General features: G+C 63.1%; 17 protein-coding genes and 2 pseudogenes. 11 read left to right on the top strand and 8 right to left on the bottom strand.

Going from position 1 to position 19222, the window contains the following annotated elements:
• Window positions 1-152: 152 nt before the first annotated feature.
• Window positions 153-359, top strand: coding sequence for a TOBE domain-containing protein (locus FNV92_RS22910; protein ID WP_143844450.1), 207 nt, complete (start codon window positions 153-155; stop codon window positions 357-359).
• Here the strand turns inward: FNV92_RS22910 and FNV92_RS22905 are convergent.
• From FNV92_RS22905 to modA, 4 genes and pseudogenes are all read right to left on the bottom strand, one after another.
• Complete coding sequence (locus FNV92_RS22905) at window positions 328-945, bottom strand: DUF2478 domain-containing protein (RefSeq protein ID WP_168213813.1); 618 nt, start codon at window positions 943-945, stop codon at window positions 328-330. The two genes, FNV92_RS22910 and FNV92_RS22905, sit on opposite strands and share 32 nt — an antisense overlap.
• A gap of 96 nt (window positions 946-1041) precedes the next feature.
• Window positions 1042-2139 (bottom strand): annotated as a pseudogene (gene modC, locus FNV92_RS22900) (molybdenum ABC transporter ATP-binding protein); the annotation flags it as partial.
• The gene (modB, locus tag FNV92_RS22895; RefSeq protein WP_143844451.1) at window positions 2136-2822 is read right to left on the bottom strand and encodes a molybdate ABC transporter permease subunit; all 687 of its coding nucleotides are present in this window, start codon (window positions 2820-2822) and stop codon (window positions 2136-2138) included. The pseudogene modC and the gene modB, both read right to left, overlap by 4 nt.
• Window positions 2823-2826: 4 nt before the next feature.
• Complete coding sequence (gene modA, locus FNV92_RS22890) at window positions 2827-3582, bottom strand: molybdate ABC transporter substrate-binding protein (protein WP_143844452.1); 756 nt, start codon at window positions 3580-3582, stop codon at window positions 2827-2829.
• Window positions 3583-3823: 241 nt separating this feature from the next.
• On the opposite strand from modA, the gene modD reads away from it, so the two are divergent.
• Complete coding sequence (gene modD, locus FNV92_RS22885) at window positions 3824-4711, top strand: ModD protein (protein WP_143844453.1); 888 nt, start codon at window positions 3824-3826, stop codon at window positions 4709-4711.
• 14 nt (window positions 4712-4725) lie between these two features.
• Here modD and FNV92_RS22880 read toward each other — a convergent pair.
• Window positions 4726-4848, bottom strand: a pseudogene (locus FNV92_RS22880) (molybdopterin cofactor-binding domain-containing protein); the annotation flags it as partial.
• A gap of 262 nt (window positions 4849-5110) precedes the next feature.
• Entirely contained in the window at window positions 5111-6268 is a 1158-nt protein-coding gene (locus tag FNV92_RS22875; protein WP_244623648.1) for an HAD-IIA family hydrolase, read from the bottom strand.
• On the opposite strand from FNV92_RS22875, the gene FNV92_RS22870 reads away from it, so the two are divergent.
• The 4 genes from FNV92_RS22870 to FNV92_RS22855 all read left to right on the top strand — a co-directional run bounded on the left by FNV92_RS22870 (window position 6267) and on the right by FNV92_RS22855 (window position 11664).
• Window positions 6267-7829, top strand: a complete 1563-nt coding sequence (locus tag FNV92_RS22870) for an ABC transporter substrate-binding protein (protein WP_143844454.1) — start codon at window positions 6267-6269, stop codon at window positions 7827-7829. The genes FNV92_RS22875 and FNV92_RS22870 overlap by 2 nt on opposite strands.
• 112 nt (window positions 7830-7941) lie before the next feature.
• Window positions 7942-8922 (top strand): ABC transporter permease, encoded by a 981-nt coding sequence (locus tag FNV92_RS22865; protein WP_143844455.1) that lies wholly within the window; start codon window positions 7942-7944, stop codon window positions 8920-8922.
• 2 nt (window positions 8923-8924) lie between these two features.
• Window positions 8925-9842: an ABC transporter permease gene (locus tag FNV92_RS22860; protein WP_143844456.1), complete on the top strand. Its 918-nt coding sequence runs from the start codon at window positions 8925-8927 to the stop codon at window positions 9840-9842.
• A 1-nt stretch (window position 9843) separates the two neighbouring features.
• On the top strand, window positions 9844-11664 hold the full coding sequence (locus tag FNV92_RS22855) for an ABC transporter ATP-binding protein (protein ID WP_143844457.1): 1821 nt from the start codon (window positions 9844-9846) through the stop codon (window positions 11662-11664).
• A 38-nt stretch (window positions 11665-11702) separates the two neighbouring features.
• Here the strand turns inward: FNV92_RS22855 and FNV92_RS22850 are convergent, their stop codons facing one another.
• Window positions 11703-12563 (bottom strand): LysR family transcriptional regulator, encoded by an 861-nt coding sequence (locus FNV92_RS22850; RefSeq protein WP_143844458.1) that lies wholly within the window; start codon window positions 12561-12563, stop codon window positions 11703-11705.
• Window positions 12564-12770: 207 nt separating this feature from the next.
• Between FNV92_RS22850 and FNV92_RS22845 the strand changes: the two genes are divergently transcribed.
• The 3 genes from FNV92_RS22845 to FNV92_RS22835 all read left to right on the top strand — a co-directional run bounded on the left by FNV92_RS22845 (window position 12771) and on the right by FNV92_RS22835 (window position 15080).
• Window positions 12771-13595 carry an oxidoreductase gene (locus FNV92_RS22845; protein ID WP_143844459.1) on the top strand — a complete coding sequence of 275 codons (825 nt, stop codon included), beginning with the start codon at window positions 12771-12773 and terminating at the stop codon, window positions 13593-13595.
• Window positions 13596-13644: 49 nt separating this feature from the next.
• A complete protein-coding gene (locus FNV92_RS22840) occupies window positions 13645-14451 on the top strand; it encodes an alpha/beta fold hydrolase (protein WP_334266064.1) in 807 nt (268 codons plus the stop codon).
• Between the two features lie 98 nt (window positions 14452-14549).
• The gene (locus FNV92_RS22835; RefSeq protein ID WP_143844460.1) at window positions 14550-15080 is read left to right on the top strand and encodes a VOC family protein; all 531 of its coding nucleotides are present in this window, start codon (window positions 14550-14552) and stop codon (window positions 15078-15080) included.
• A 583-nt stretch (window positions 15081-15663) separates the two neighbouring features.
• On the opposite strand, the gene FNV92_RS22830 is transcribed toward FNV92_RS22835, so the two are convergent.
• On the bottom strand, window positions 15664-17070 hold the full coding sequence (locus FNV92_RS22830) for an amidase (RefSeq protein WP_143844461.1): 1407 nt from the start codon (window positions 17068-17070) through the stop codon (window positions 15664-15666).
• Window positions 17071-17195: 125 nt separating this feature from the next.
• Here FNV92_RS22830 and FNV92_RS22825 point away from each other — a divergent pair, with 125 nt between their 5' ends.
• Both FNV92_RS22825 and FNV92_RS22820 read left to right on the top strand, forming a co-directional pair.
• Window positions 17196-18245 carry a phosphotransferase gene (locus FNV92_RS22825; RefSeq protein ID WP_244623649.1) on the top strand — a complete coding sequence of 350 codons (1050 nt, stop codon included), beginning with the start codon at window positions 17196-17198 and terminating at the stop codon, window positions 18243-18245.
• Window positions 18242-19198 (top strand): choline/ethanolamine kinase family protein, encoded by a 957-nt coding sequence (locus tag FNV92_RS22820; RefSeq protein WP_143844462.1) that lies wholly within the window; start codon window positions 18242-18244, stop codon window positions 19196-19198. Before FNV92_RS22825 ends, FNV92_RS22820 begins: the two co-directional genes overlap by 4 nt.
• The last annotated feature ends 24 nt before the right edge of the window (window positions 19199-19222 follow it).

The following is a 19222-nucleotide window of genomic DNA, read 5'->3' as shown; positions in this document are numbered from 1 at the left end:
TGAAGCTGCAAGCAAGCGATATGCCATTCGTGATGTTTGGCCAAGGTCGGAAATGTAACGATCAGAATCTCGGATTGCGGAGTCAACATTCTTGCATGCAAAACATCGAGCGACGCGAATTCACGTCGTCGCAGAAAGCAAGGATTGCAAAAATGAAACTCAGTGCACGCAACATTCTGCCGGGCCGCATCGTTGCCGTGACCAAAGGTACGACGACGGCGCATGTGAAGGTCGAGCTGGCGCCGGGGCTGGTGGTGTTTTCCGCGATTACCAACGAAGCGGTCGACGATCTCGTCCTGAAAGTGGGCGACACCGTCTCGGCCGTGATCAAGTCGTCGGATGTAATGATCGGCAAATAGTCGCGCGGTCGGTGGTTGACACTGCGTCATGATCCTCGCGCATGCGTTTCATGCGCGAGGATATGTCCTGCCACCATGCTTCGATGACCTGACGCTCGCAGAGCAGCGTGGTGCCGATCCCGCCGGTAAAGCTGATCCAGGCTTCCAGACATTTTTCGGGCACGGCGGTCAGCACGGGAATACCGGCGGCGATGGCGTCGGCGAGCTCGTCGCGCAGCCCCTGTCCGGCGGCTTCCTGCTTGGAGAACTTGTTGATCACGATCAGGTCGACATCCTGCGCGATCGCGCTTGCGACCGCGACGGAAGCGTCGGCAAGACCGGCGGCATCCAGTTTGCACGCCATGGCACCGCTGCCGAGCGGCTGGCAGATCGAGATCTCGCGGCCGGTCATGAGGTCGATGGCCTGCATGCCGACCTGGCAGCCGCCTCCGTCCTTGATGTTGCGCTGGACGATACCGCCGATGCGCTCACCCGTCCGCACCAGGTCTTGCGCGAAGTCGGCGAGCAAGGCGTCAAGGTCGTCTTGCGGCCGGTATAGAATGGCGGCAACGCGGTTCGGGTCGATCTCGGCGAAATCAATAGGCATGGCTGTGGTCCTTGTTTCGCTTGGTACGCCTGTATCCTGAGTTGAGCAATGGTCGAGCCGCTCTGGCGCAGGCGGCGCTATATTACCGATCGCGCGATCAGACGCCCGGACCAGCGAGACGCCTTTGACCTGGGCATAGACGTCGATGCCGTCCGATAATCCAAGAAGGTCCCGTGAGCGGCGGCTGATGCGCGAAAGGATCGACGCGCCAGATCCGTCGGGGCCAAGCTGGATCACCATCGTGACCTCGCCCGCGCCCAGCGGCGATTGCGCGACCACGCGTGCCGGCAGGATGTTGAGGATCGAGCTCTCCGTAGGCCGCGTCCGGACGATGCTGACGTCGCTGGCTGCGATCCGAAGCCGTTGCCGCGCGCCGACAGCGATGCGATGTGATGGCACCTGCAGCAGGCCGCCGCTGACGGCGAGCGTGAGCAGGCCGTAGCGCTCGTCATAAGCCTCCACGACGCCGTCGATGCTGACTGCTGCGTCGCGGCTGTGGGCCAGTGGCAGCGCAGGATCGCTTTGCAGGATATGGAGCGGTCCGGTGGCGACGACGCGACCGCGCTCCATCAGAACCAGATGGTCGGCAAAGCGCTCGATTTCGGCCATGTCGTGACTGATATAGAGGACGGGCAGCGACAGCCGGTCATGCAGGCGCTCGAGAAACGGCAGGATCTCGTCCTTGGTGGCGCGGTCGAGCGCGGCCAGTGGCTCGTCCATCAGCAGCAATTTCGGTTGCGACAGCAGCGCGCGGCCGATCGCGACCCGCTGGCGCTCGCCGCCGGAAAGCCGATGCGGTGAGCGGTCGAGCAGCGCGGTGATGCCGAGCAGCTCCACCACCTCGTCGAAGTCGATCGGCGCATCGGGAGTTTTCGGCGCCCCGTAGAGCAGATTGCGCCGGACCGACAAATGCGGAAAAAGGCTCGGCTCCTGGAACACGTAGCCGACCGGACGGCGATGCGCCGGCCGAAACGTCTCGCCGTCCTGCCAGACCTCGCCGTCGATCGCGCAGAAGCCGTCGGACAGGCGCTGCAGCCCGGCAATGCAGCGTGCGACCGTCGTCTTGCCGCAGCCGGACGGGCCGAAGATCGCGGTGACACCGGTGCCGGGTACGCTCAGGCCCGCATCGAGCGCGAAGCGTCCCAGCCGGCCGCGAAAGGCGGCGTTGATCCGGCCGGGCCCGATGGCCCTCATGAGGCAGCCCTCGCGCTGCGCCTGTCGATCAGCGTCATCGTCAGGATCACCGCGAAGGCGAAGATCACCATCCCGCCGGCGAGCAGGCTTGCTTCCCGCCAGCGCGAGGCCTCGACATAGTCGAAGATCGCGACCGACAGGACCTTGGTGCGCCCGGGAATGTTGCCGCCGATCATCAGCACCAGGCCGAATTCGCCGACGGTGTGCGCGAAGCCGAGCACGGCGCCGGTGAGGAGACCGGGCCGCGCCAGCGGTACCGCGATCGTCCAGAACGCGTGCCACGGCGAGGCGCGCAATGTTGCCGCGACCTCGAGGGGCCGCTCGCCCATCGCGGTGAAGGCGTTGCGGATCGGCTGCACCACGAAGGGCATGGAATAGACCACCGAGCCGATGACGAGGCCCTCGAAAGTGAAGGCGAGCGTGCGTCCGCCCCACAGGCCCGCGATCCGGCCGCCCGGTCCGTCGGGGCCGAGCAGCACCAGCAGGTAGAAGCCGAGCACCGTCGGCGGCAGCACCAGCGGCAGCGCGACGACGCTTGCGACGATCTCGGTCCACCAGCCCTTGCTGCGCGCCAGCCACCAGGCGAGGGGCGTACCGATGACGAGCAGTGTTGCGGTCGTCACCGCTGCGAGCGCGAGGGTGAGGGTGACGGCTTGCGAAATCTCCGCCGACCAGACGTCCATGAGATCAGCTTTGTCCGTCCAGCACGTAGCCGTATTTCTCGATGATGGCGCGTGCTTCCGGTCCGTGCAGGAAGCCGATGAAGGCGCTCGCCGCGTCGTTGCCGGCACCGTTCTTGAGCAGCACGGCGTCCTGGCGGATCGGGTTATAGAGGTCCTGCGGAACGACCCAACGCGAGCCGGCGTCGCTGCCCGTGAGCTGTGACAGCGCGACGAAGCCGACCTCGGCATTGCCGGTTTCGACGAACTGGTAGGCCTGCGTGATGGTCGCGCCTTCGACCAGCTTCGGCCGCAGCGCCTCATAGAGCTTCAGCGCCTTCATCGCCTCGACCGCCGCCGCGCCATAGGGCGCAGCCGCGGGATTGCAGATCGACAGTTTTGCGAAGGAGGCGGCCTTCAGCGTCTCCTCGCCGTTTACGACACCGGGTGACTTGCTCCAGAGCACCAGCTTGCCGATGGCATAGGTAAAGCGGCTACCTGGCACCGCCAGGCCGTCCTCGACGAGTTTCTTCGGCCGCGAATCGTCGGCTGACAGGAACACCTGGAACGGCGCGCCTTGCGTGATCTGGGTATAGAACTGCCCGCTGGCGCCGAAGCTCAGCACGGCCTCGTGCCCGGTCTTCTGCCTGAAGGCGGCCGCGATCTCCTTGGCAGCTTCAGTGAAGTTGGCGGCGACGGCCACGTTGGTCTGGGCCGCCTTTGCCGCACCGGGAGCGATGAAGATCAGGCCGATGCCGATGGCGAGCGAGCGGATAAATTTCATCGAGAAACTCCTTGTCCGTTGAGCGCACCGAGCGCAGCCGAACTGCCGCGTCGTGCCGGCCAGAACCATCTCAGCAATCGGCGTGCCGGGTGCGCCCGCGCAAATCTGGTGCGGGCTTTGCTAGAACATCGTCGAAATCACGTGCTTTTCGCCGGCGACGGCGCAGAGGCGGACACGCCTTGTCGGCTTCCCGACAAAACACGTCCGCAAGTGGACATGGTTGCGGAGATTGGAGCGTCACATGGTCACCGTTGCATCGCGCGCCGAGCTGGAACGCCTGCTGGAGGACGACGTCCCCTATGGCGATCTCACCACCGAAGCGTTGGGGATCGGCGCCGTCTCCGCTGTCATGCGGTTTTCGGCGCGCGCACCCATGGTGCTGGCGCTCGTCGAGGATGCAGCCGCCATCATCGAGTTCGCCGGCGGCAGCGTGGAGTTGTTGGCCTCATCGGGCGCCGCGCTCGGGCAGGGTGCGCCGATCCTTGAAGCCCGCGGTCCGGCCGCGGCGTTGCTGCGAAGCTGGAAGGTGGCGCAGACCCTGATCGAGATCTGGTCGGGCGTGGCGACCGAGACCCGCGCCATCGTCGATGCGGCCCGCGCCGCTTCACCGCGTATCGCGGTCGCCTGCACGCGCAAGAACATCCCCGGCACCAAGCGCTTCGCCGCGGCCGCGGTGAAGGCGGGCGGCGCGGTCATGCATCGCCTGGGGCTTTCGGAAACGGTGCTGGTCTTTCCAGAGCATCGGGCCTTTCTCGGTGACGTGCCCTTGTTCCAGGTAGTCGAGCGCTTGCGCGTCTCGGCGCCGGAGAAGAAAATCGTCGTCGAGGTGACGACCCAGGAAGGCGCGTTGGCCGCGGCGGTCGCCGGCTTCGACGTGATCCAGGCCGAGAAATTCACGCCTGACGACATCGCCGCGCTGGTGCAGCGAATCGCAGCAATCGCCTATCGAAGCACCCGGCCCATCATCGCCGCCGCCGGCGGCGTCAACGCCGGCAATGCCGCAGCCTATGCGCGGGCCGGCGCCGATGTCCTGGTGACGTCGGCGCCATATCTGGCTAAACCCAACGATGTGCAGGTGCGGATCGCCGCAGCCGGCGTGAATGCGCCCGGCCTGATTGAGGTGGCCTAGAGCACCTCTGGTCGCTCATGCAGGGCATAGCCCAATCCCTGCACGCCGCCGCCCTGGATCTGTTCATGGGTCGCACGCGGGTTCAGCGCGCGGCCGACGTCCTCGACGACGCGATAGCTCAGCACCTCGACCTGTCCCGCACCGGAAGTCATTTCAACGCCTTCTCACTCGCCGCCCATCACAAGCGTTGCGGGAGACGCTTGTAAAATTCGAAATATCGTTCGCCGATATCGGAAATTCTGATGGTGTTGAGGTTCAGCGCAGTGAGCGTGTAGACGGCTCGAAATTTCAACGCATTGCCAAGCGATGCTCGGGGCAGGGCGCGTTCATATGAAGATCTTGCGCGCGCGACTCTGGACGTGCGCATGTCGGCCCGACGGAACCGAACCTAAGGGGGCATCATGAAAGTGGGACGGCCGACCCGGGAGCCGCGTTGAGGAGATCGAGAAGGGTCGATATGACCCGATGGGGGATAGCATCTGTCACTGAATTGAACGGCACGTCGCTGGCGAGCAGGATGGAGCGCAGGCCCGCGGCGTTGCCGGCCGCGATGTCGGTGGCGAGCTGGTCGCCGATCATGATCGTTTCGTGCTTTGCCGTGCCGAGATATTCGAGCGCCTGCTCGATCAGGAACGGATGTGGCTTGCCGACGACGATTGGCGTCACGCTTGGTACGGCAGCGATCACCGCTGCGGTCAGCACGCCGACGCAAGGGTCATATCCATCGTGTACGGGCGTGAGGACATCGGGATTGGTCGCAATGATCGTCGCTCCCGCCAGGGCGGCGCGGATCGCGGTTCGCAGCTTGGCGTAGTCGAGCGTCGAATCGAAGCCGAGCACCACGACCTCCGGATCCGCGGCGGTCAGATCGTAGCCGGCCGCCTCGATGGCCGCGAGCAACGGCTGTTCGCCGATCGCGTAGACCGGAGTGCCTAGCGGCCAGCGCCTTGCGAGCAGGGCGGTTGCCGCCGAGATGGTGTTGAAGACCTGCCCCGGCTCTGCCGGAATGCCGATGCCAGTCAGCTTTGCTGCAAACTGCGCGGCAGATTTCGTCGAATTGTTGGTGACGAACGCATACTTCATGCCCTGCTCATGCCAGGTGCGAAACGCTCTGACCGAACTCGGGATCGCGGTGTCGCCTCGATAGGCGACGCCGTCGAGGTCCGAGATGACGCCGCGAATGGGCGGGAACTCCTGTGTTTTCAAGGCTTGCATTTTCAAGGCCTGGATTCCGCTCATTTCAAACGCGGGAATTATAGGTTTGCCGTCTCCGAACCGCTGTTCCGAGCGTCCATCATTCCTGTCCTGCACAGTGGAGAGGCGCTTCTGCCTCGGAGTTGGGCGGTAGGCTCCAGGTGATCGGGAGACGCCGTGCGTAATGGTCGCACCCGGGAGTGTCAGCAACGGAATCGTGGAGCAACAGGAATCGGGCAAGCGCGGCCTTTGGTCTACGCTTTGCAAGTTACGGCAAGTTGCGCGAGACGATCGAAACGGCTGAGTGCCCCGCGCCCTCGGCAGCAGTTTCAGCGTTGCCAAAATCATCGAGGGATAGGACATGATCAACCGTAGAGACGTGATGTTAGGTGGGCTTGCCGGTGCCGCAGCGTTGGGCTTCGGACGGGTCAATCCCGATTTTCTGATGAACTCGGCCTTTGCCGCCGAAGGCAAGGCGTTGCGATTTCTCGGTGCGGAAGCGTTGAGCGGCAATTGGGATCCGACCACGCACACCAATCTTGGTCAGCTCATCGTCGAAGGGTTCGTGTTCGGCTATCTGACGCGGGCGCCGATGAAGCCGGACAAGCCGGATGAGCTGATCTTCGAGCTGGCTGAGTCGATGACGCCCATCGATGGCTCCACGATGGAAGTGAAGCTGCGGAAGGGCGTCAAGTTTCATGACGGCACGCCTTTTACAGCAGCCGACGTCAAGGCGACCTATGAATATGGCTGTCTGCCCGACCGGCCGGCGCAGTGGTATCCGGGCCTCGTCACCGTCGACATCGTCGACGATTTCACCTGCCGCATCAACACCAAGGCGCACGGCTATCCGGCGGCGCTCTACTATTATCTCTCCTCGTTCCTGCCGATCATGTCCGCCAAGGACATTGCCAACAAGGCGCAGCTGTCGGCTCGCATGAACGGCACCGGGCCGTACAAATATGTCGAGCAGAAGGGCGACACCACTGTTCTCACTGCCAACGCCGACTTCTTCCTCGGTGCGCCGAAAATTCCCGGCGTCGAGTATCATTTCGTCGGCGACACCACGACCCGGACGCTGTCGTTGCTGAATGGCTCGGCGGACATCATCGAGCGGCTGGAGCAGGAGCAGGTCGAGACCATTTCCAAGGATGCGCGCTTCAACATCCACAAGGCGGTGTCGGTCGAGAACAAGTATCTATTCTTCCGCTGCTCCAAGAAGCCGTTCGACGATCCCCGCGTTCGTCTCGCGGCGTGCCATTCGATCGACCGCAAGCAGATCCTTGAGATTCTCGGCGTCTCCGGAACCTATTCCAAGGCGCACATCTCGCCGGTGAAGTTCGGCTATACGGAGGTTGCCGAATATCCGGAATTCGATCCGGCAAAGGCCCAGAAGCTGTTGGCGGAAGCTGGCTTCCCGAAGGGCCAGGGCCTTCCCGAACTCACCTATTACACGTCTGTCGGGTTCTATCCGAAGACCAAGGAATATGCCGAGCTGATCACCGGCATGCTCCAGGAGCAGGGTTTCAAGGTCAATCTCCAGACGCTCGAGGTCGCGGCTTGGGGCAATTTGCTTTATGACAAGCCCGGCGGCGGCGAAGGCAACATGATCGACTGCGGCTGGTGCACGGGTTCGCCCGAGCCCGATCTGGTGCTGCGCACCCACTTCCATTCCTCGTCCAAGCGTATCACCGGAATCGTCGACAAGGACATTGACGCGGTGCTCGACAAGGAGCGCAACGCGACCTCCATCGAAGAACGCAAGAAGATCCTCCAGACCGAGACGCTTCCGACCATCGCCAGGAAGGCACCGGCACTCGCGCTGTTCACGTCGGTCTTCATCCACGCCTACAGCAAGAAGCTCGACGGCCTCTACATCTATCCGAACGGCATGCAGGACATGACCAAAGCCACGCTGGCATGATGATTGCTCCGATAGGTCGGGCCTGTCCGACCTATCGGTTTCTATGGTCGGGTGCAGGTCGGACGACCCGGCCTGCCGGAATTTCCGACGAATGCAAGGATAGCTCTTCCCGATGTTGATCCTGGAATTCCTGGTCAAGCGGATCGCGCAGGGCCTCCTGATCGTCGTCATCACCTCGTTGATCATCTTTACGCTGTTGCGCGTGGTGCCGGGCGATCCTGTTCGTTTGATCGTCGGCGGCATGGCGCCGCCCGATGTGGTCGAGAAGGTGGCGACCAAGATGGGGCTGCGCGATCCGATCATCGTCCAATACGGTCGCTACATGCGCGGCCTGCTCCAGGGCGATCTCGGGCAATCCTATCTTCGGCCGCGTAGTGGCATGATTGCGGCCGGCGGGCAATATGTCGATCCGACCAAGTCGGACATGGCGCTGGTGACCGACCTCATTCTTGAACGCTTGCCGTTCACGCTGCAATTGGGCGGCATGGCCTTGTTGTTCGCGCTGCTGATCTCGTTTCCGGTCGGAATAGCCGGCGGCCTGCATCAGCATGGATGGCAGAACGCCCTGGCGTTCGGCATGCAGTCGCTGTTCGTGTCGATCCCGAATTTCTGGCTCGCGATCGTTCTGATCCTGTTTCTATCGATCAAGCTGAAGCTGCTTCCGGCGCTCGGCTACCAGGGCTTCTCCTATGTCATTCTGCCGGCCCTGGTGCTGGCGGTGGAGATCGCGCCCTTCATCATCCGGACGCTGACGACGTCACTCGGCGAGGTGATGCAGGCGCCGTTCATCGACGAAGCCCGGGTTCGCGGCCTGTCGCGGCGCCGCATCGTCTATTCTCACGCGCTACGCAATGCCGCGGTGCCGCTGGTCAATTTGCTCGGCATCCAGCTTTCGACCCTGATCGGCGGCGTGCTGGTGATCGAATACATCTTCGATTATCCGGGCCTCGGCAATCTGACCGTCGTCTCCGTGGTCGGGCGTGATTTCCCGGTCATCCAGGGCATCGCCATCACGACCAGCGCGGTGTTTGTCTTCATCAATATCATCGTGGATCTGGTCGCTTATCTCATCGATCCTCGCGTGGAGATCTGACCATGACGGCGACCACGGTCATCGCAGCGGAGCTTGAACCTCGATTGGCCCGTATCCGGTCGGTCAATCGGCGGATCCTGGCTGCAGCCTGGGGCATGTCGAGCTTCAAGATCGGCTTCTTCGTCTTCATCGCGCTGCTGCTCGCGTCCGCGATCTATCCTGAAGTGTCCTCGGTCAGCGCCACCAAGATGGTGGTAAAGGACAAGTTTCTGGCGCCGGTCTATCTGGGCGACAAGTGGACCTGGGATCATTTGCTGGGCACGGATCAGCTCGGCCGCGACATCCTGATGCGCAGCCTGATCGGGCTGCGCTACTCGCTGCTGGTCGGCGTCGTCACCGTGGTCCTGATCTTCGTCATCGGCTGTGGCCTCGGCCTGTTCGCGGGCTTCAAGGGCAAGTGGTGGGACACCATCATCATGCGGATCACCGACGCCCAGCTCTCGATTCCGATGATCATCCTGGCGATCACCATTCTCGGCGTGTCGCGGCCGACAGTCCCGACCATCATCATCGTGCTGGCGCTGTCCGGCTGGCCGCTCTACGCGCGCGTGGCCCGCAGTGCCGCGGTCGCCGAACGCGGCAAGGAATATGTGCGCGGCTTGCGCGTGCTTGGGGCAGGGGACTGGCGTATCCTGCTGCTGTTCGCGGCGCCCAACATCCTGCCGCCGATCGCGTTCGTCGCGGTGCTCGATGTCGCCCGCATGATGATCTTCGAAGCAATCCTGGGCTTCCTTGGGCTCGGCATTCAGCCGCCGACCCCAAGCTTTGGCAGCATTATCGCCGATTCCCGCAAATATCTGCTCAATGCCTGGTGGATCGGGACCATTCCAGGCATCTTCCTCGCCGTCGCGCTCACCTCGATCAACCTCATGGGTTCGGCGCTGGAAAAGGCGCGCAACCGCATCTATGGAGGTCTCTGAGATGGATCTCTCCCTCATCCTCGAAATCGACGATCTGACGGTTGGCGCCACGACGCCGGGCGCGGCTCCCATTCTCGATCACATCAGCTTTCGTCTCAGCACGTCGGAGATTTTCGGCATCTACGGCGAGAGCGGGGCGGGCAAGACGGTGCTGAGCCGCGCGCTGGCGAACTGGTTGCCGGAGAGCCTGGAATATCGCGCCGGTCGGGTCGCCTTCGCAGGACACGACATCCTCGGCGCCGGAGCGCGCGAAGTCCGGATCGGGCGTGACATCGCCTATATCGGCTCCAAGCCCCAGAGTTCGCTGGATCCGACCGTGCCGGTCGGCGTCCAGATCGCGGAGAAGCTGCACAGCGTCAGGCCTGAATGGAACGGGCGCGAGTGTCGTGACCGGGTCATGCAGCTGCTCGGCGAGGTGCGCATCCCATCGCCCAAGGAACGTTACTGGGACTATCCGTCGAAATTCTCCGGCGGCATGATGCAGCGCGCGATGATCGTGGATGCCATTTGCGCCGAACCCGCCGTGCTCATCGCCGACAACGTGACCCAGCCGCTGGACGTCACCATTGCCGCGCAGATCGTGGCCCTGCTCCATGACCTCTGCACGCGGCACAAGATGGCGACGATCTATCTGTCCTCGTCCTTGCCGACACTCGGGCAGTTCGGCGATCGGACGGCCGTGCTGTACCAGGGCCGATTCGTCGAGCAACAGGCCTTCGCCGAACTGCTGGCTGCGCCGCAATCCGACTACACGCGCAAGGCCATCGCGAGCGTGCCGCGGATGTGGGAAACGGCGGAGGGGCCGCTGGCCCGCCGTCAGGCTCAAGGCGAGATCCCGTTGATGAAGGTGGAGAATGTCCATCGCACCTATCGTGCCCGCAAACGCGGCACATTCAACACCTACAGCAGCGTGCAAGCCGTGCGCAGCGTGACGCTCGACATCATGCCGCGCGAGAATTTCGGCATCGTCGGCGAATCCGGCTGCGGCAAGTCGACCCTGACCCGCCTGCTGGCCTGGCTGGAGACGCCCGACAGCGGCGGCATCGTGCTGAACGGCACCTCGCTCGGCGCGCTGTCATCGCGCGACCTGATCCGCAAGCGCAACGAGTTCCAGCTTCTCCTGCAGGATCCCTACAATGCCTTGCCGCCGCGCACCACGGTCGGCCGCATGATCGAGGAAAGTCTCCTGATCCGGGGCCGGATCCCGCGTGCCGATTTGCGGAAGCGGGTGATCGCGGCGATGGCCGAAGTCGGTCTTGCTGCCGAACTGTACGATCAGTTGCCGAACGCGCTCTCGACCGGCGAGCGCCAGCGCATTTCGATCGCACGAGCCCTGATTCTCGATCCCAAGCTCCTGATCCTCGACGAGACCCTGTCTGCACTGGACCAGCGCGAGCAGGGCAGGCTGATCGAGCTGTTCTCCAAATTGCAGGAAAAGAACGACCTCACCTACGTCTTCATCTCGCACGATCTGGCCATGGTGCGGAAGGTCTGCACGCGGATCGCGGTGATGTATCTCGGCGAGATGGTCGAGATTGCCGACAACCACCATCTGTTCTTCGATCCGCAGCATCCCTACACCAAGGCGTTGCTGTCGGCAGCCCCGACGCTGGAGCAGAAGCCCTTTGATCCCTCCGACTTCCTGCTGGAGGGCGAGCCGCCCAGCCCGATCGACATCCCGGCCGGCTGCAGCTTTGCGTCGCGCTGCCCGAAGGCATTCGGCCGTTGCCGGGTGGAGACGCCGGCGCTCGTCGAGCATTCGCCCGGGCGCCTTGCCGCCTGCCATCTTCTCGATGGCAATCAGGCGCAGGCGGCGGCCTAGAGACGGGGCCGAGAGCTCATAAACTTCTTCTTTTCGTGCTATGCGGTCGCGTTCACGAGATGGTCCGATACCGTCGAGATGAATGCGCGAAGACGCTCAAGACGCCGTAGGTCCCGGTGGTATCCCATCCAGATGTCTCGCGCTGGCGGCGGCGTCGGCAGTTCCAGTCTGCGGATACCCGGGATCTGATTGCCGACCACCCGGGGCAGGACGGCGATGCCGACGCCTTGCCTGCACATGCGCCCCTGGACGTTGCGGTTGTTCGATCGCAGGACCGGTCTTGCGTTGGGGAAACTCTCGATGAGCCACGCGATGTCAGGGAAACGGCCCGTGGATGTGTCATGGGTGATCAGCCGGAAACCGGTGCCATCGCCATATTTGGGATCAGCCGCCTCTTCGGCGAGGTAGACGCCGTATTCGAGCCTGAAGAGCCGCCGCTGAACCACATCGGCAGTGTCGAACGGCACGATACGAAAAGCGACGTCAGCCTCCCGTTGGGCAAGGTTGACCCGGCGTGTGCCGGTCAGGATCTCGACATCGACATTGGGGTAGGCTTTCGAGAAATCCGCCAGGATAGGAGGGAGGACATAGGCCCCAAACCAGTCCGCTGACGAAATGCGCAGACTGCCTTTGAGATTCTGTTCCTGCCCTGCTAGCCGGCGCTCGATGGCCAGCGCGCCTTCTTCCATTTGCTCGGCCAGCGCGATGACCCCGTGGCCCTCTTCGGTCAGAACAAGACCGTCCGCTGTGCGCTGGAAGAGCGTGTGACCGATCGCCTGCTCAAGTGCGCGAAGGCGCCTGCTGACGGTCGGATGGCTTGTCTGGAGAGAACGCGCGGCGCCTCCGAGCGTGCCGGATCGCGCAATAGCAAGGAAGATTCTGACGTCACTCCATTCCATCGCGATCACCCGAACAAAACTGAACGCTGAGAGTACAATTATGTCAGTTAAAGAACAAATCTAAGCACCTAGTTTTCCGACATCGTCTGGGGGCGTCCTTCCGTGGATTCCCTCTCGGAGAGAAAAACTGGTCGATCATGGCCGATATGACGGTTTGCGGCGGGGCGACAGCGTGGCGTCGTCTGAAAACAACTCGGAGAAGAAGTCATGAAAACTTGGCTCATCACAGGCTGCTCAAGCGGCTTCGGCCAGCGGCTCGCGCTCGCTGCAGCACACCGCGGCGATCGGGTCATCGCGACGGCCCGCAATGTCAAGACGATCGAGGACATGGCCGAGCCCTTCGGCGGTCGCATGATCACTTTGCCACTCGACGTGACCGATGCGGCAGCGGCCTCAGCAGCGGTCGCAAAGGCGGTCGAGACCTTTGGCGGTTTTGACGTGCTCGTGAACAATGCCGGCTACGGACTGTTCGGCGCGATTGAGGAAGGCACGCCCGAGGAATATCGGCCGATGTTCGAGGTGAACGTCTTCGGTCTGATCGAAACCACCAGAGCCTCCTTGCCGGTCCTGCGACGTTCGGGCGGAACGATCGTCAACATGTCGTCCGGCGCGGGCATCGCGGGCGGCGGCGGAGGAGGTTATTACAACGCTGCCAAGTTTGCCGTGGAGGGGATTTCCGAAGCGCTCGCCGGCGAGCTGGAGCCGTTCGGCATTCGCGTGCTGATCGTTGAACCCGGGCCGTTTCGCACTGATTTTCTTGGCCGTTCGATCACGATGGCGGCCAACGGGATGCCGGAATACGCCGCGAGCTCGCGCAAGCACTATCGCGAAACCAACAACGGCAATCAGGCGGGCGATCCCGACAAGGCGATTGCGGTGATCCTGCAGGCAGTCGATGCAGATGACGCCCCGCTTCATCTGCCGCTCGGCCCGATCGCGCACGCGATCGCCGAGCGAAAGCTGGCTGCCTTCCGCAGCGATATTGACGCCTGGCGCGACATCACGATCGCCACCGATTTCGACCAGCCCTGAGCGCTGGCCACGAGCTCTGTGAACGTCAACATCTGACTGGAAAGCGATCATGATCGCAACTTTGAAGGGGTTTACCCAGCAGCTGGTGCCGGTGAATGGCATCAAGATCAACGCCGTCACGGGAGGCTCAGGCCCGCCGATCCTTCTGCTTCACGGCTGGCCGGAAACATGGTGGGAATGGCACAAGGTAATGCCGCTGCTGGCCGATGATTTCAGCGTGGTGGCCATGGATCTGCGCGGCGCGGGCTTTTCGGACTGTCCGCTCGACGGCTATGACAAGGCGACGATGGCGCGCGACGCGCATGAAGTGATGGTTGCCCTTGGGCACGAACGCTACGCCGTGTGCGGTCATGACATCGGCGGAATGGTCGCCTTGCCGCAGGCCGCCATCCATCGGAAGGCTGTTACCCACCTGGCCGTCCTCGACGTTCCGCTTCCCGGCTGGACTGGATGGGAGGCGACGGCCGCAAGGCTCTGGCATTTCGGCTTCCATATGAGCCGGGACCTGCCCGAGCGCCTGCTTTATGGCCGTGAATATGACTATCTGTCGGCCTTCATGGCAGAGCGGTTTTACGATCACAGCAGCTTCAATCCGGCGGACATCGAGATCTACGCCAAGGCGATGGCGCTTCCTGGCCGCACGCGCGGCGGCATGGAGTGGTACCGCGCCTTCGCCGCTGACCATGCGGCCGCGCTGGAATACAAGAAGCAGCCGCTCGCGACCTGTGCTTGGCCTCGGCGGAGACCAGCGGTTCGGTGCGCAGATGGTGCCGATGCTCAAGGAGTTCGCCACCGATGTGAGGGGCGGCTCGATCGCGCGGTGCAGCCACTATGTCGCGGACGAGCGGCCGGATGAAGTCGCAACCGCCCTGATCGATTTCCTCAAGGCCAATTGAAACTCAGCGCCCGCGCCGTGTCGGGCCGGGCGGATCGAATAAATCGAAGGAGACTGTCATGAACGCACCCGTCATTCGCGGCGTCAATCATATCGGCATCACGGTGCCCGACATCGAAGCGGCAAAAGCGTTCCTGGTGGAAGCTTTCGGCGGCCAGGTCATCTACCAGTCCTTTGGACCGCAGGATCCGCCGCGGCAGGGATCCGAATTCGAGCGGGCCGTCGGCGCTTTTCCCGGAACGGTCGTGCGTGCCCAGGCGATGGTCAAGATCGGAACCGGACCCGATATCGAGCTCTTCGAAATGCACGGTCCTGAGCAAGCCAAGCCGATCCGGGCGAGCGACTTCGGCATCACGCACTTCGCTCTCTACACCGACGACATCGACGCATCGGTCGAGCGCTTCGAGAAGGCGGGAGGCACACCCCTCACTGCGCCGCGCGCTATTCCCTACGCAACCGAGAAAGGTCCTGGAAACAAGGTCTGCTACTGCCGCATGCCATGGGGCACGACGATGGAATTCATCACCACGCCGGACCGTATGGCCTATCATGACCAGACAGATCTGCGCAGGTGGCAGGACGAGAACTGAGCAGGGCGCGAAAAGGGACCTGCATCAGCTAATTCACGGCGATGCTGACGTTGTCGGAAGGTTCGACAAGTGCGCAGCCGCGACGGCTATCGTGACGGATCGACCGCGCCGGCGGTCAGCCCATCCGGGTGAGCCTGACCTTCCTCAGCGCCTGCCTCTTGCCGCGATGCGCTGCGAGCGGGCGAAGTTCGCACGGGGATGCTACAACGGCCGACCTGTCGCTGCCGGCTTAACTCATCTCGGCTAACACTGTGCACAGGCTTGGACCGCATCATCTGCTTGGGTGCTTCGACGGTGACGCTTCGTCGGGCTATCCCTCGTCGAGAGCTACGGCTCATAGCCTCGAGCAGCGTAAGTCAGCTTGGGATCATAGGACTAAACCGCTCGCGCGGTAGGGCACGACGCCGGCAAGGAGCAGGGGTGGACATTCCGTAAAACGAAATCGCAAAGTGTGACGATGACATCATGCCAGTGTTTTGCCCGACGTGTCAAACGTATTTCGTAAAATCCGCAAGGGGCGCTTGCGGCTCTCTACTGTGCATGGGGTTGTTTTCGACGTTTTTTTTGTCCGGCCCTGGAGGCCTCAGGGCCGCGGCTTGAACGGCCAGTCCATCTTGACGGTCCGCATGTCCTCCAGCACCTTGGTCACCTGCAGCACGCCGAGATCGTCGAAGCGATGGCCGATGACCTGCACGCCGATCGGCAGATGGCGGGAATCGAACGCCATGTTGACCGTGGAGGCGGGCTGGCAGGTCTGGTTGAACATGGCCGTGAACAGCGTGTGCTCAAGCGGCATCTCGCGGGAGACGCCAGGCTCCTCCGCCGGAAAGTTCACCACCGGCATGACCGGCGAGATGACATAGTCCCAGCCTTCGAAGGCCGCGAGCAGCGCCGCCTTCATCTTGGCGATCCGGCCCAAGGCGCGGTAGAGGTCGATGCCTGAGTGCTTCGCTCCGCCCAGCGACCACGCGCGAACGTAGGGGTTGATATCGCCTGGCGTGTCGCCGTGTGGGGGCAGGGAGATGTATTCGAGATAGCCGCGGACCTGCAGGAACAGGTCGATGGCCTCGTAGGCGTCATGATCGAGCGGCGAGACGAACGGTTCGACGCTGGCGCCAGCTCCGGCCAGCAGCTGTCCGGCCGCCTCGACGGTCTCGCGCACGGCCGCCTCGGGCTTCATGCCAAAGCCCATGTCGGTGAGGACGCCGATCTTCAATCCCTTCACATCGCGCCCGAGGCGCTCGTGATAGCGCATGCCGTCGGCGGGGAGGCTCCAGGTGTCGCGCTCGTCCTGCCGCGTCAGCACGGTCAGCAGGCGGGCGATGTCGTCGACGCTGCGACCCATCGGGCCGGCCATGCGCATGGTGTCAGCCGGCAGATGCGGCACTCGTCCGTGGGTGGGTTTCAGTCCGGCGAGGCCGCAATGCGCGGCCGGAAGGCGGACGGAGCCCGCGATGTCGGTGCCGACGGAGACATATCCGGCACCGGCCGCGACCGACGCGCCGGCGCCGGCCGACGAGCCGCCGGTGTTCCAGGCAAGCCCCCAGGGGTTGCGAGTGATGCCGTGCAGCGAGCTGATGCCGGACGCCATAAGGCCGCAATCCGGCATGGTGGTTTTTGCAAAGATCACCGCCCCGGCCTCGCGCAATGCGATGGCCGGTGGTGAATCGTAGTTTGAGGGTGGCAGGGCGCGGTTGGCGCCGATACCGTGAAAATAGGGCCAGCCGGCCATGGCGACGCTGTCCTTGACGGTCATCGGAACGCCATCGAGCGGACCCAGCGCAGCTCCCGCCTTCCATCGCGCCTCCGATTGCCGCGCGCTGGCCATGGCCTGCTCAGGACGGAAGCTGAACAGGGCGTTGATCGCGCCATTGACGTTCTCGGAATGGTTGATTGTGGCCCGCAGCACCTCCACCGGCGATAGCGCGCGCGAGGCATAAGCGCCGGTCAATTCGGCAAGGCTCATCCCGATCAGTTCTGCAGCAGACATAGTGGCCTCAATGGGTAGCGTCCCGGATCACTGTCCCGGATAGCGAACATAGCCTGCGTTGGGGTAGGGCCGCTGCTTCAACGGCATGATTTGGTGGAGCGCGAGGCATCCCTTTTGCATCTGTCTTGATCAAAATCTGCCTGATCAAAATCTGGTTGATCAAATTTGGCGGACATGAAGGTCGGCCAGACGGCAAGCGCAAGAGATCAGAAGTCACCATGAGTCAATCTGGAACGGAACTGGCCATCATCCGGAATTTCATTGCCGGGCTCCCTGGATGGGGGTCCGAAGACATCGTGATCGAACCCGCGATCCCGATCCTGGCTTCGCCAAGCTGGCGAGGCGTCGACGGCTTTCCCTGGCGCGCCACCCGGAAAGGCGGTGGTGACAGCATCTTTATCAAGGCCATGGATCGCGATGCGGAGCTCTATATCGACGTGCCGTGCGCCTTCGAGGCGGCGCAGCGTGCATCCGATCTCGGCATCGGCCCAAAGGTGCTCATGGCCGATTCGGATGTAGGCCTGCTGGTGATGGAGGATCTCAACCAGGGCTGGCGGGTCGGCACATTGGAGCGGATGCTCGAGCCCGACATCGTCGACGCCGTCATTGCGGCGATGCGCCTGTTTCAATCCGGACCACCGCTGCCACGCCGCAAGACCGTCTTTGACGAGATCGAGCATTTCTATGCTGCTGCGGCGGCCGCGAAAGCCCAGTTGCCGTCGGACGCCGAATGGCTGGTCAAGGAGTTGCGGTTTGCGGCCGACGCGTTCCGGTCGCTTGATATCGCGGCGGTGCCGATCCACGGTGATGGCAATGTCTCGAATATCCTGATCAGTGATGCAGGCGAGGTTCGTCTGATCGACTGGGATCGCGCGACGACGGCCGACCCGCTGGAGGATATCGGCAGCTTCCTCGTCGAGGCCTGTGCACAGGAGCCCGAGGCGCGCGACGTCTTCACCCGCAGCACCGGGACGTTCGAGGAGGGGGCATTCAACCGTGCACGGATTTATGGCGTGGCTGACGATCTGCGCTGGGGATTGATCGGCGCGCTGCTTGCCGCCAAATCGGCACGCAATACGCTGGAGTTCTACAAATTCGCCAGTTGGCGCTTCGTGCGCTGCCGCATGGTGGTTCGGGAGCCCCGCTTTGGCGAGATGCTTCGGAGGATCGCATGACTGTTCGCAGACAAGTTGGCGAGGCGACCACAGTTCACGAACGCAACCTCGAAGCCGCAATCGCCCGCGTTCCGCAATGGCGCGGCAAGCAGGGCACCTATGCGCCGCTGGTCGGCGGCCTGTCGAACCAGAACTGGCTTGTCGAGATCTCCGGCGACGGGCGCCGCTATTTCGTCAAGGTGCCGGGCGAGGGCTCGGAAATGTTCATCGATCGCGTCACCGCCAACGAGGCCGCGCGCAATGCCCATGCCATGGGTGTCGGGCCGGAGGTGATCTTCTTCGACGCGGCGGACGGGCTGGAGATCAGCGAATTTCTGGAGGGCTATCGCGCCTGCACGAATGCGGATTTCGGCGATGCCGCCATCCAGTCCGACGTTCTCGATCTCTATCGCCGTCTGCATGGCGGCCCCAAGCTCGGCCAGACCAAGACGATCTTCGACATGATCGAGGAACACATCGAGCAGGGCAAGGAGCTGGGGGCGCATTTCCCGCAGGACATGCCCTGGCTGATGCACCGCTACAATCAGGCCAAGTCGGCCTTCCTGGCGTCCGGGCTCGACCTCGTGCCGTGCTTCAACGACCCGATGCCGGGGAATTTCCTCATTTCGGCGGAGGCCGGCGCGCCGAGGCCAATGAAGCTGATCGACTACGAATTTGCCTCCAACAACGAGCGCAGCTACGAGCTCGGCGTGCTGTTTGCCGAGATGTTCTTTGACGAGAAGCTGACGGAATCGCTCATCGAGCAATATCTGGGCGAGGTTCGTCCGCAGATGATCGCGCGCGTCATTCTCAACCGTGCGCTCGCGGACATGAAGTGGGCCTCATGGGCGGTGGTCAACCGCAAGCTCAACAGCTGGGATTTCGACTACCAAAAGTATGGCGTCTGGAAATACATGCGCGCCCACGACGTGATGTATGACCCGCGCTGGGACAGCTGGCTGCGGCTGGTGTGAGGCGGCCCCGGCCGCCTCTTGTGC

Source organism: Bradyrhizobium cosmicum (assembly GCF_007290395.2).
Taxonomy (GTDB): Bacteria; Pseudomonadota; Alphaproteobacteria; order Rhizobiales; family Xanthobacteraceae; genus Bradyrhizobium; species Bradyrhizobium cosmicum.
This window is presented reverse-complemented; position numbering and strand designations above follow the sequence as displayed.

Coding starts and splice junctions, on each gene's coding strand:
- FNV92_RS22905 (WP_168213813.1), bottom strand. CDS start 945: ATGCCTATTGATTTCGCCGAGATCGACCCGAACCGCGTTGCCGCCATT.
- modD (WP_143844453.1), top strand. CDS start 3,824: ATGGTCACCGTTGCATCGCGCGCCGAGCTGGAACGCCTGCTGGAGGAC.
- FNV92_RS22830 (WP_143844461.1), bottom strand. CDS start 17,070: ATGTCTGCTGCAGAACTGATCGGGATGAGCCTTGCCGAATTGACCGGC.
- modB (WP_143844451.1), bottom strand. CDS start 2,822: ATGGACGTCTGGTCGGCGGAGATTTCGCAAGCCGTCACCCTCACCCTC.
- FNV92_RS22870 (WP_143844454.1), top strand. CDS start 6,267: ATGATCAACCGTAGAGACGTGATGTTAGGTGGGCTTGCCGGTGCCGCA.
- FNV92_RS22820 (WP_143844462.1), top strand. CDS start 18,242: ATGACTGTTCGCAGACAAGTTGGCGAGGCGACCACAGTTCACGAACGC.
- modA (WP_143844452.1), bottom strand. CDS start 3,582: ATGAAATTTATCCGCTCGCTCGCCATCGGCATCGGCCTGATCTTCATC.
- FNV92_RS22840 (WP_334266064.1), top strand. CDS start 13,645: ATGATCGCAACTTTGAAGGGGTTTACCCAGCAGCTGGTGCCGGTGAAT.
- FNV92_RS22875 (WP_244623648.1), bottom strand. CDS start 6,268: ATGTCCTATCCCTCGATGATTTTGGCAACGCTGAAACTGCTGCCGAGG.
- FNV92_RS22865 (WP_143844455.1), top strand. CDS start 7,942: ATGTTGATCCTGGAATTCCTGGTCAAGCGGATCGCGCAGGGCCTCCTG.
- FNV92_RS22835 (WP_143844460.1), top strand. CDS start 14,550: ATGAACGCACCCGTCATTCGCGGCGTCAATCATATCGGCATCACGGTG.
- FNV92_RS22845 (WP_143844459.1), top strand. CDS start 12,771: ATGAAAACTTGGCTCATCACAGGCTGCTCAAGCGGCTTCGGCCAGCGG.
- FNV92_RS22860 (WP_143844456.1), top strand. CDS start 8,925: ATGACGGCGACCACGGTCATCGCAGCGGAGCTTGAACCTCGATTGGCC.
- FNV92_RS22855 (WP_143844457.1), top strand. CDS start 9,844: ATGGATCTCTCCCTCATCCTCGAAATCGACGATCTGACGGTTGGCGCC.
- FNV92_RS22850 (WP_143844458.1), bottom strand. CDS start 12,563: ATGGAATGGAGTGACGTCAGAATCTTCCTTGCTATTGCGCGATCCGGC.
- FNV92_RS22910 (WP_143844450.1), top strand. CDS start 153: ATGAAACTCAGTGCACGCAACATTCTGCCGGGCCGCATCGTTGCCGTG.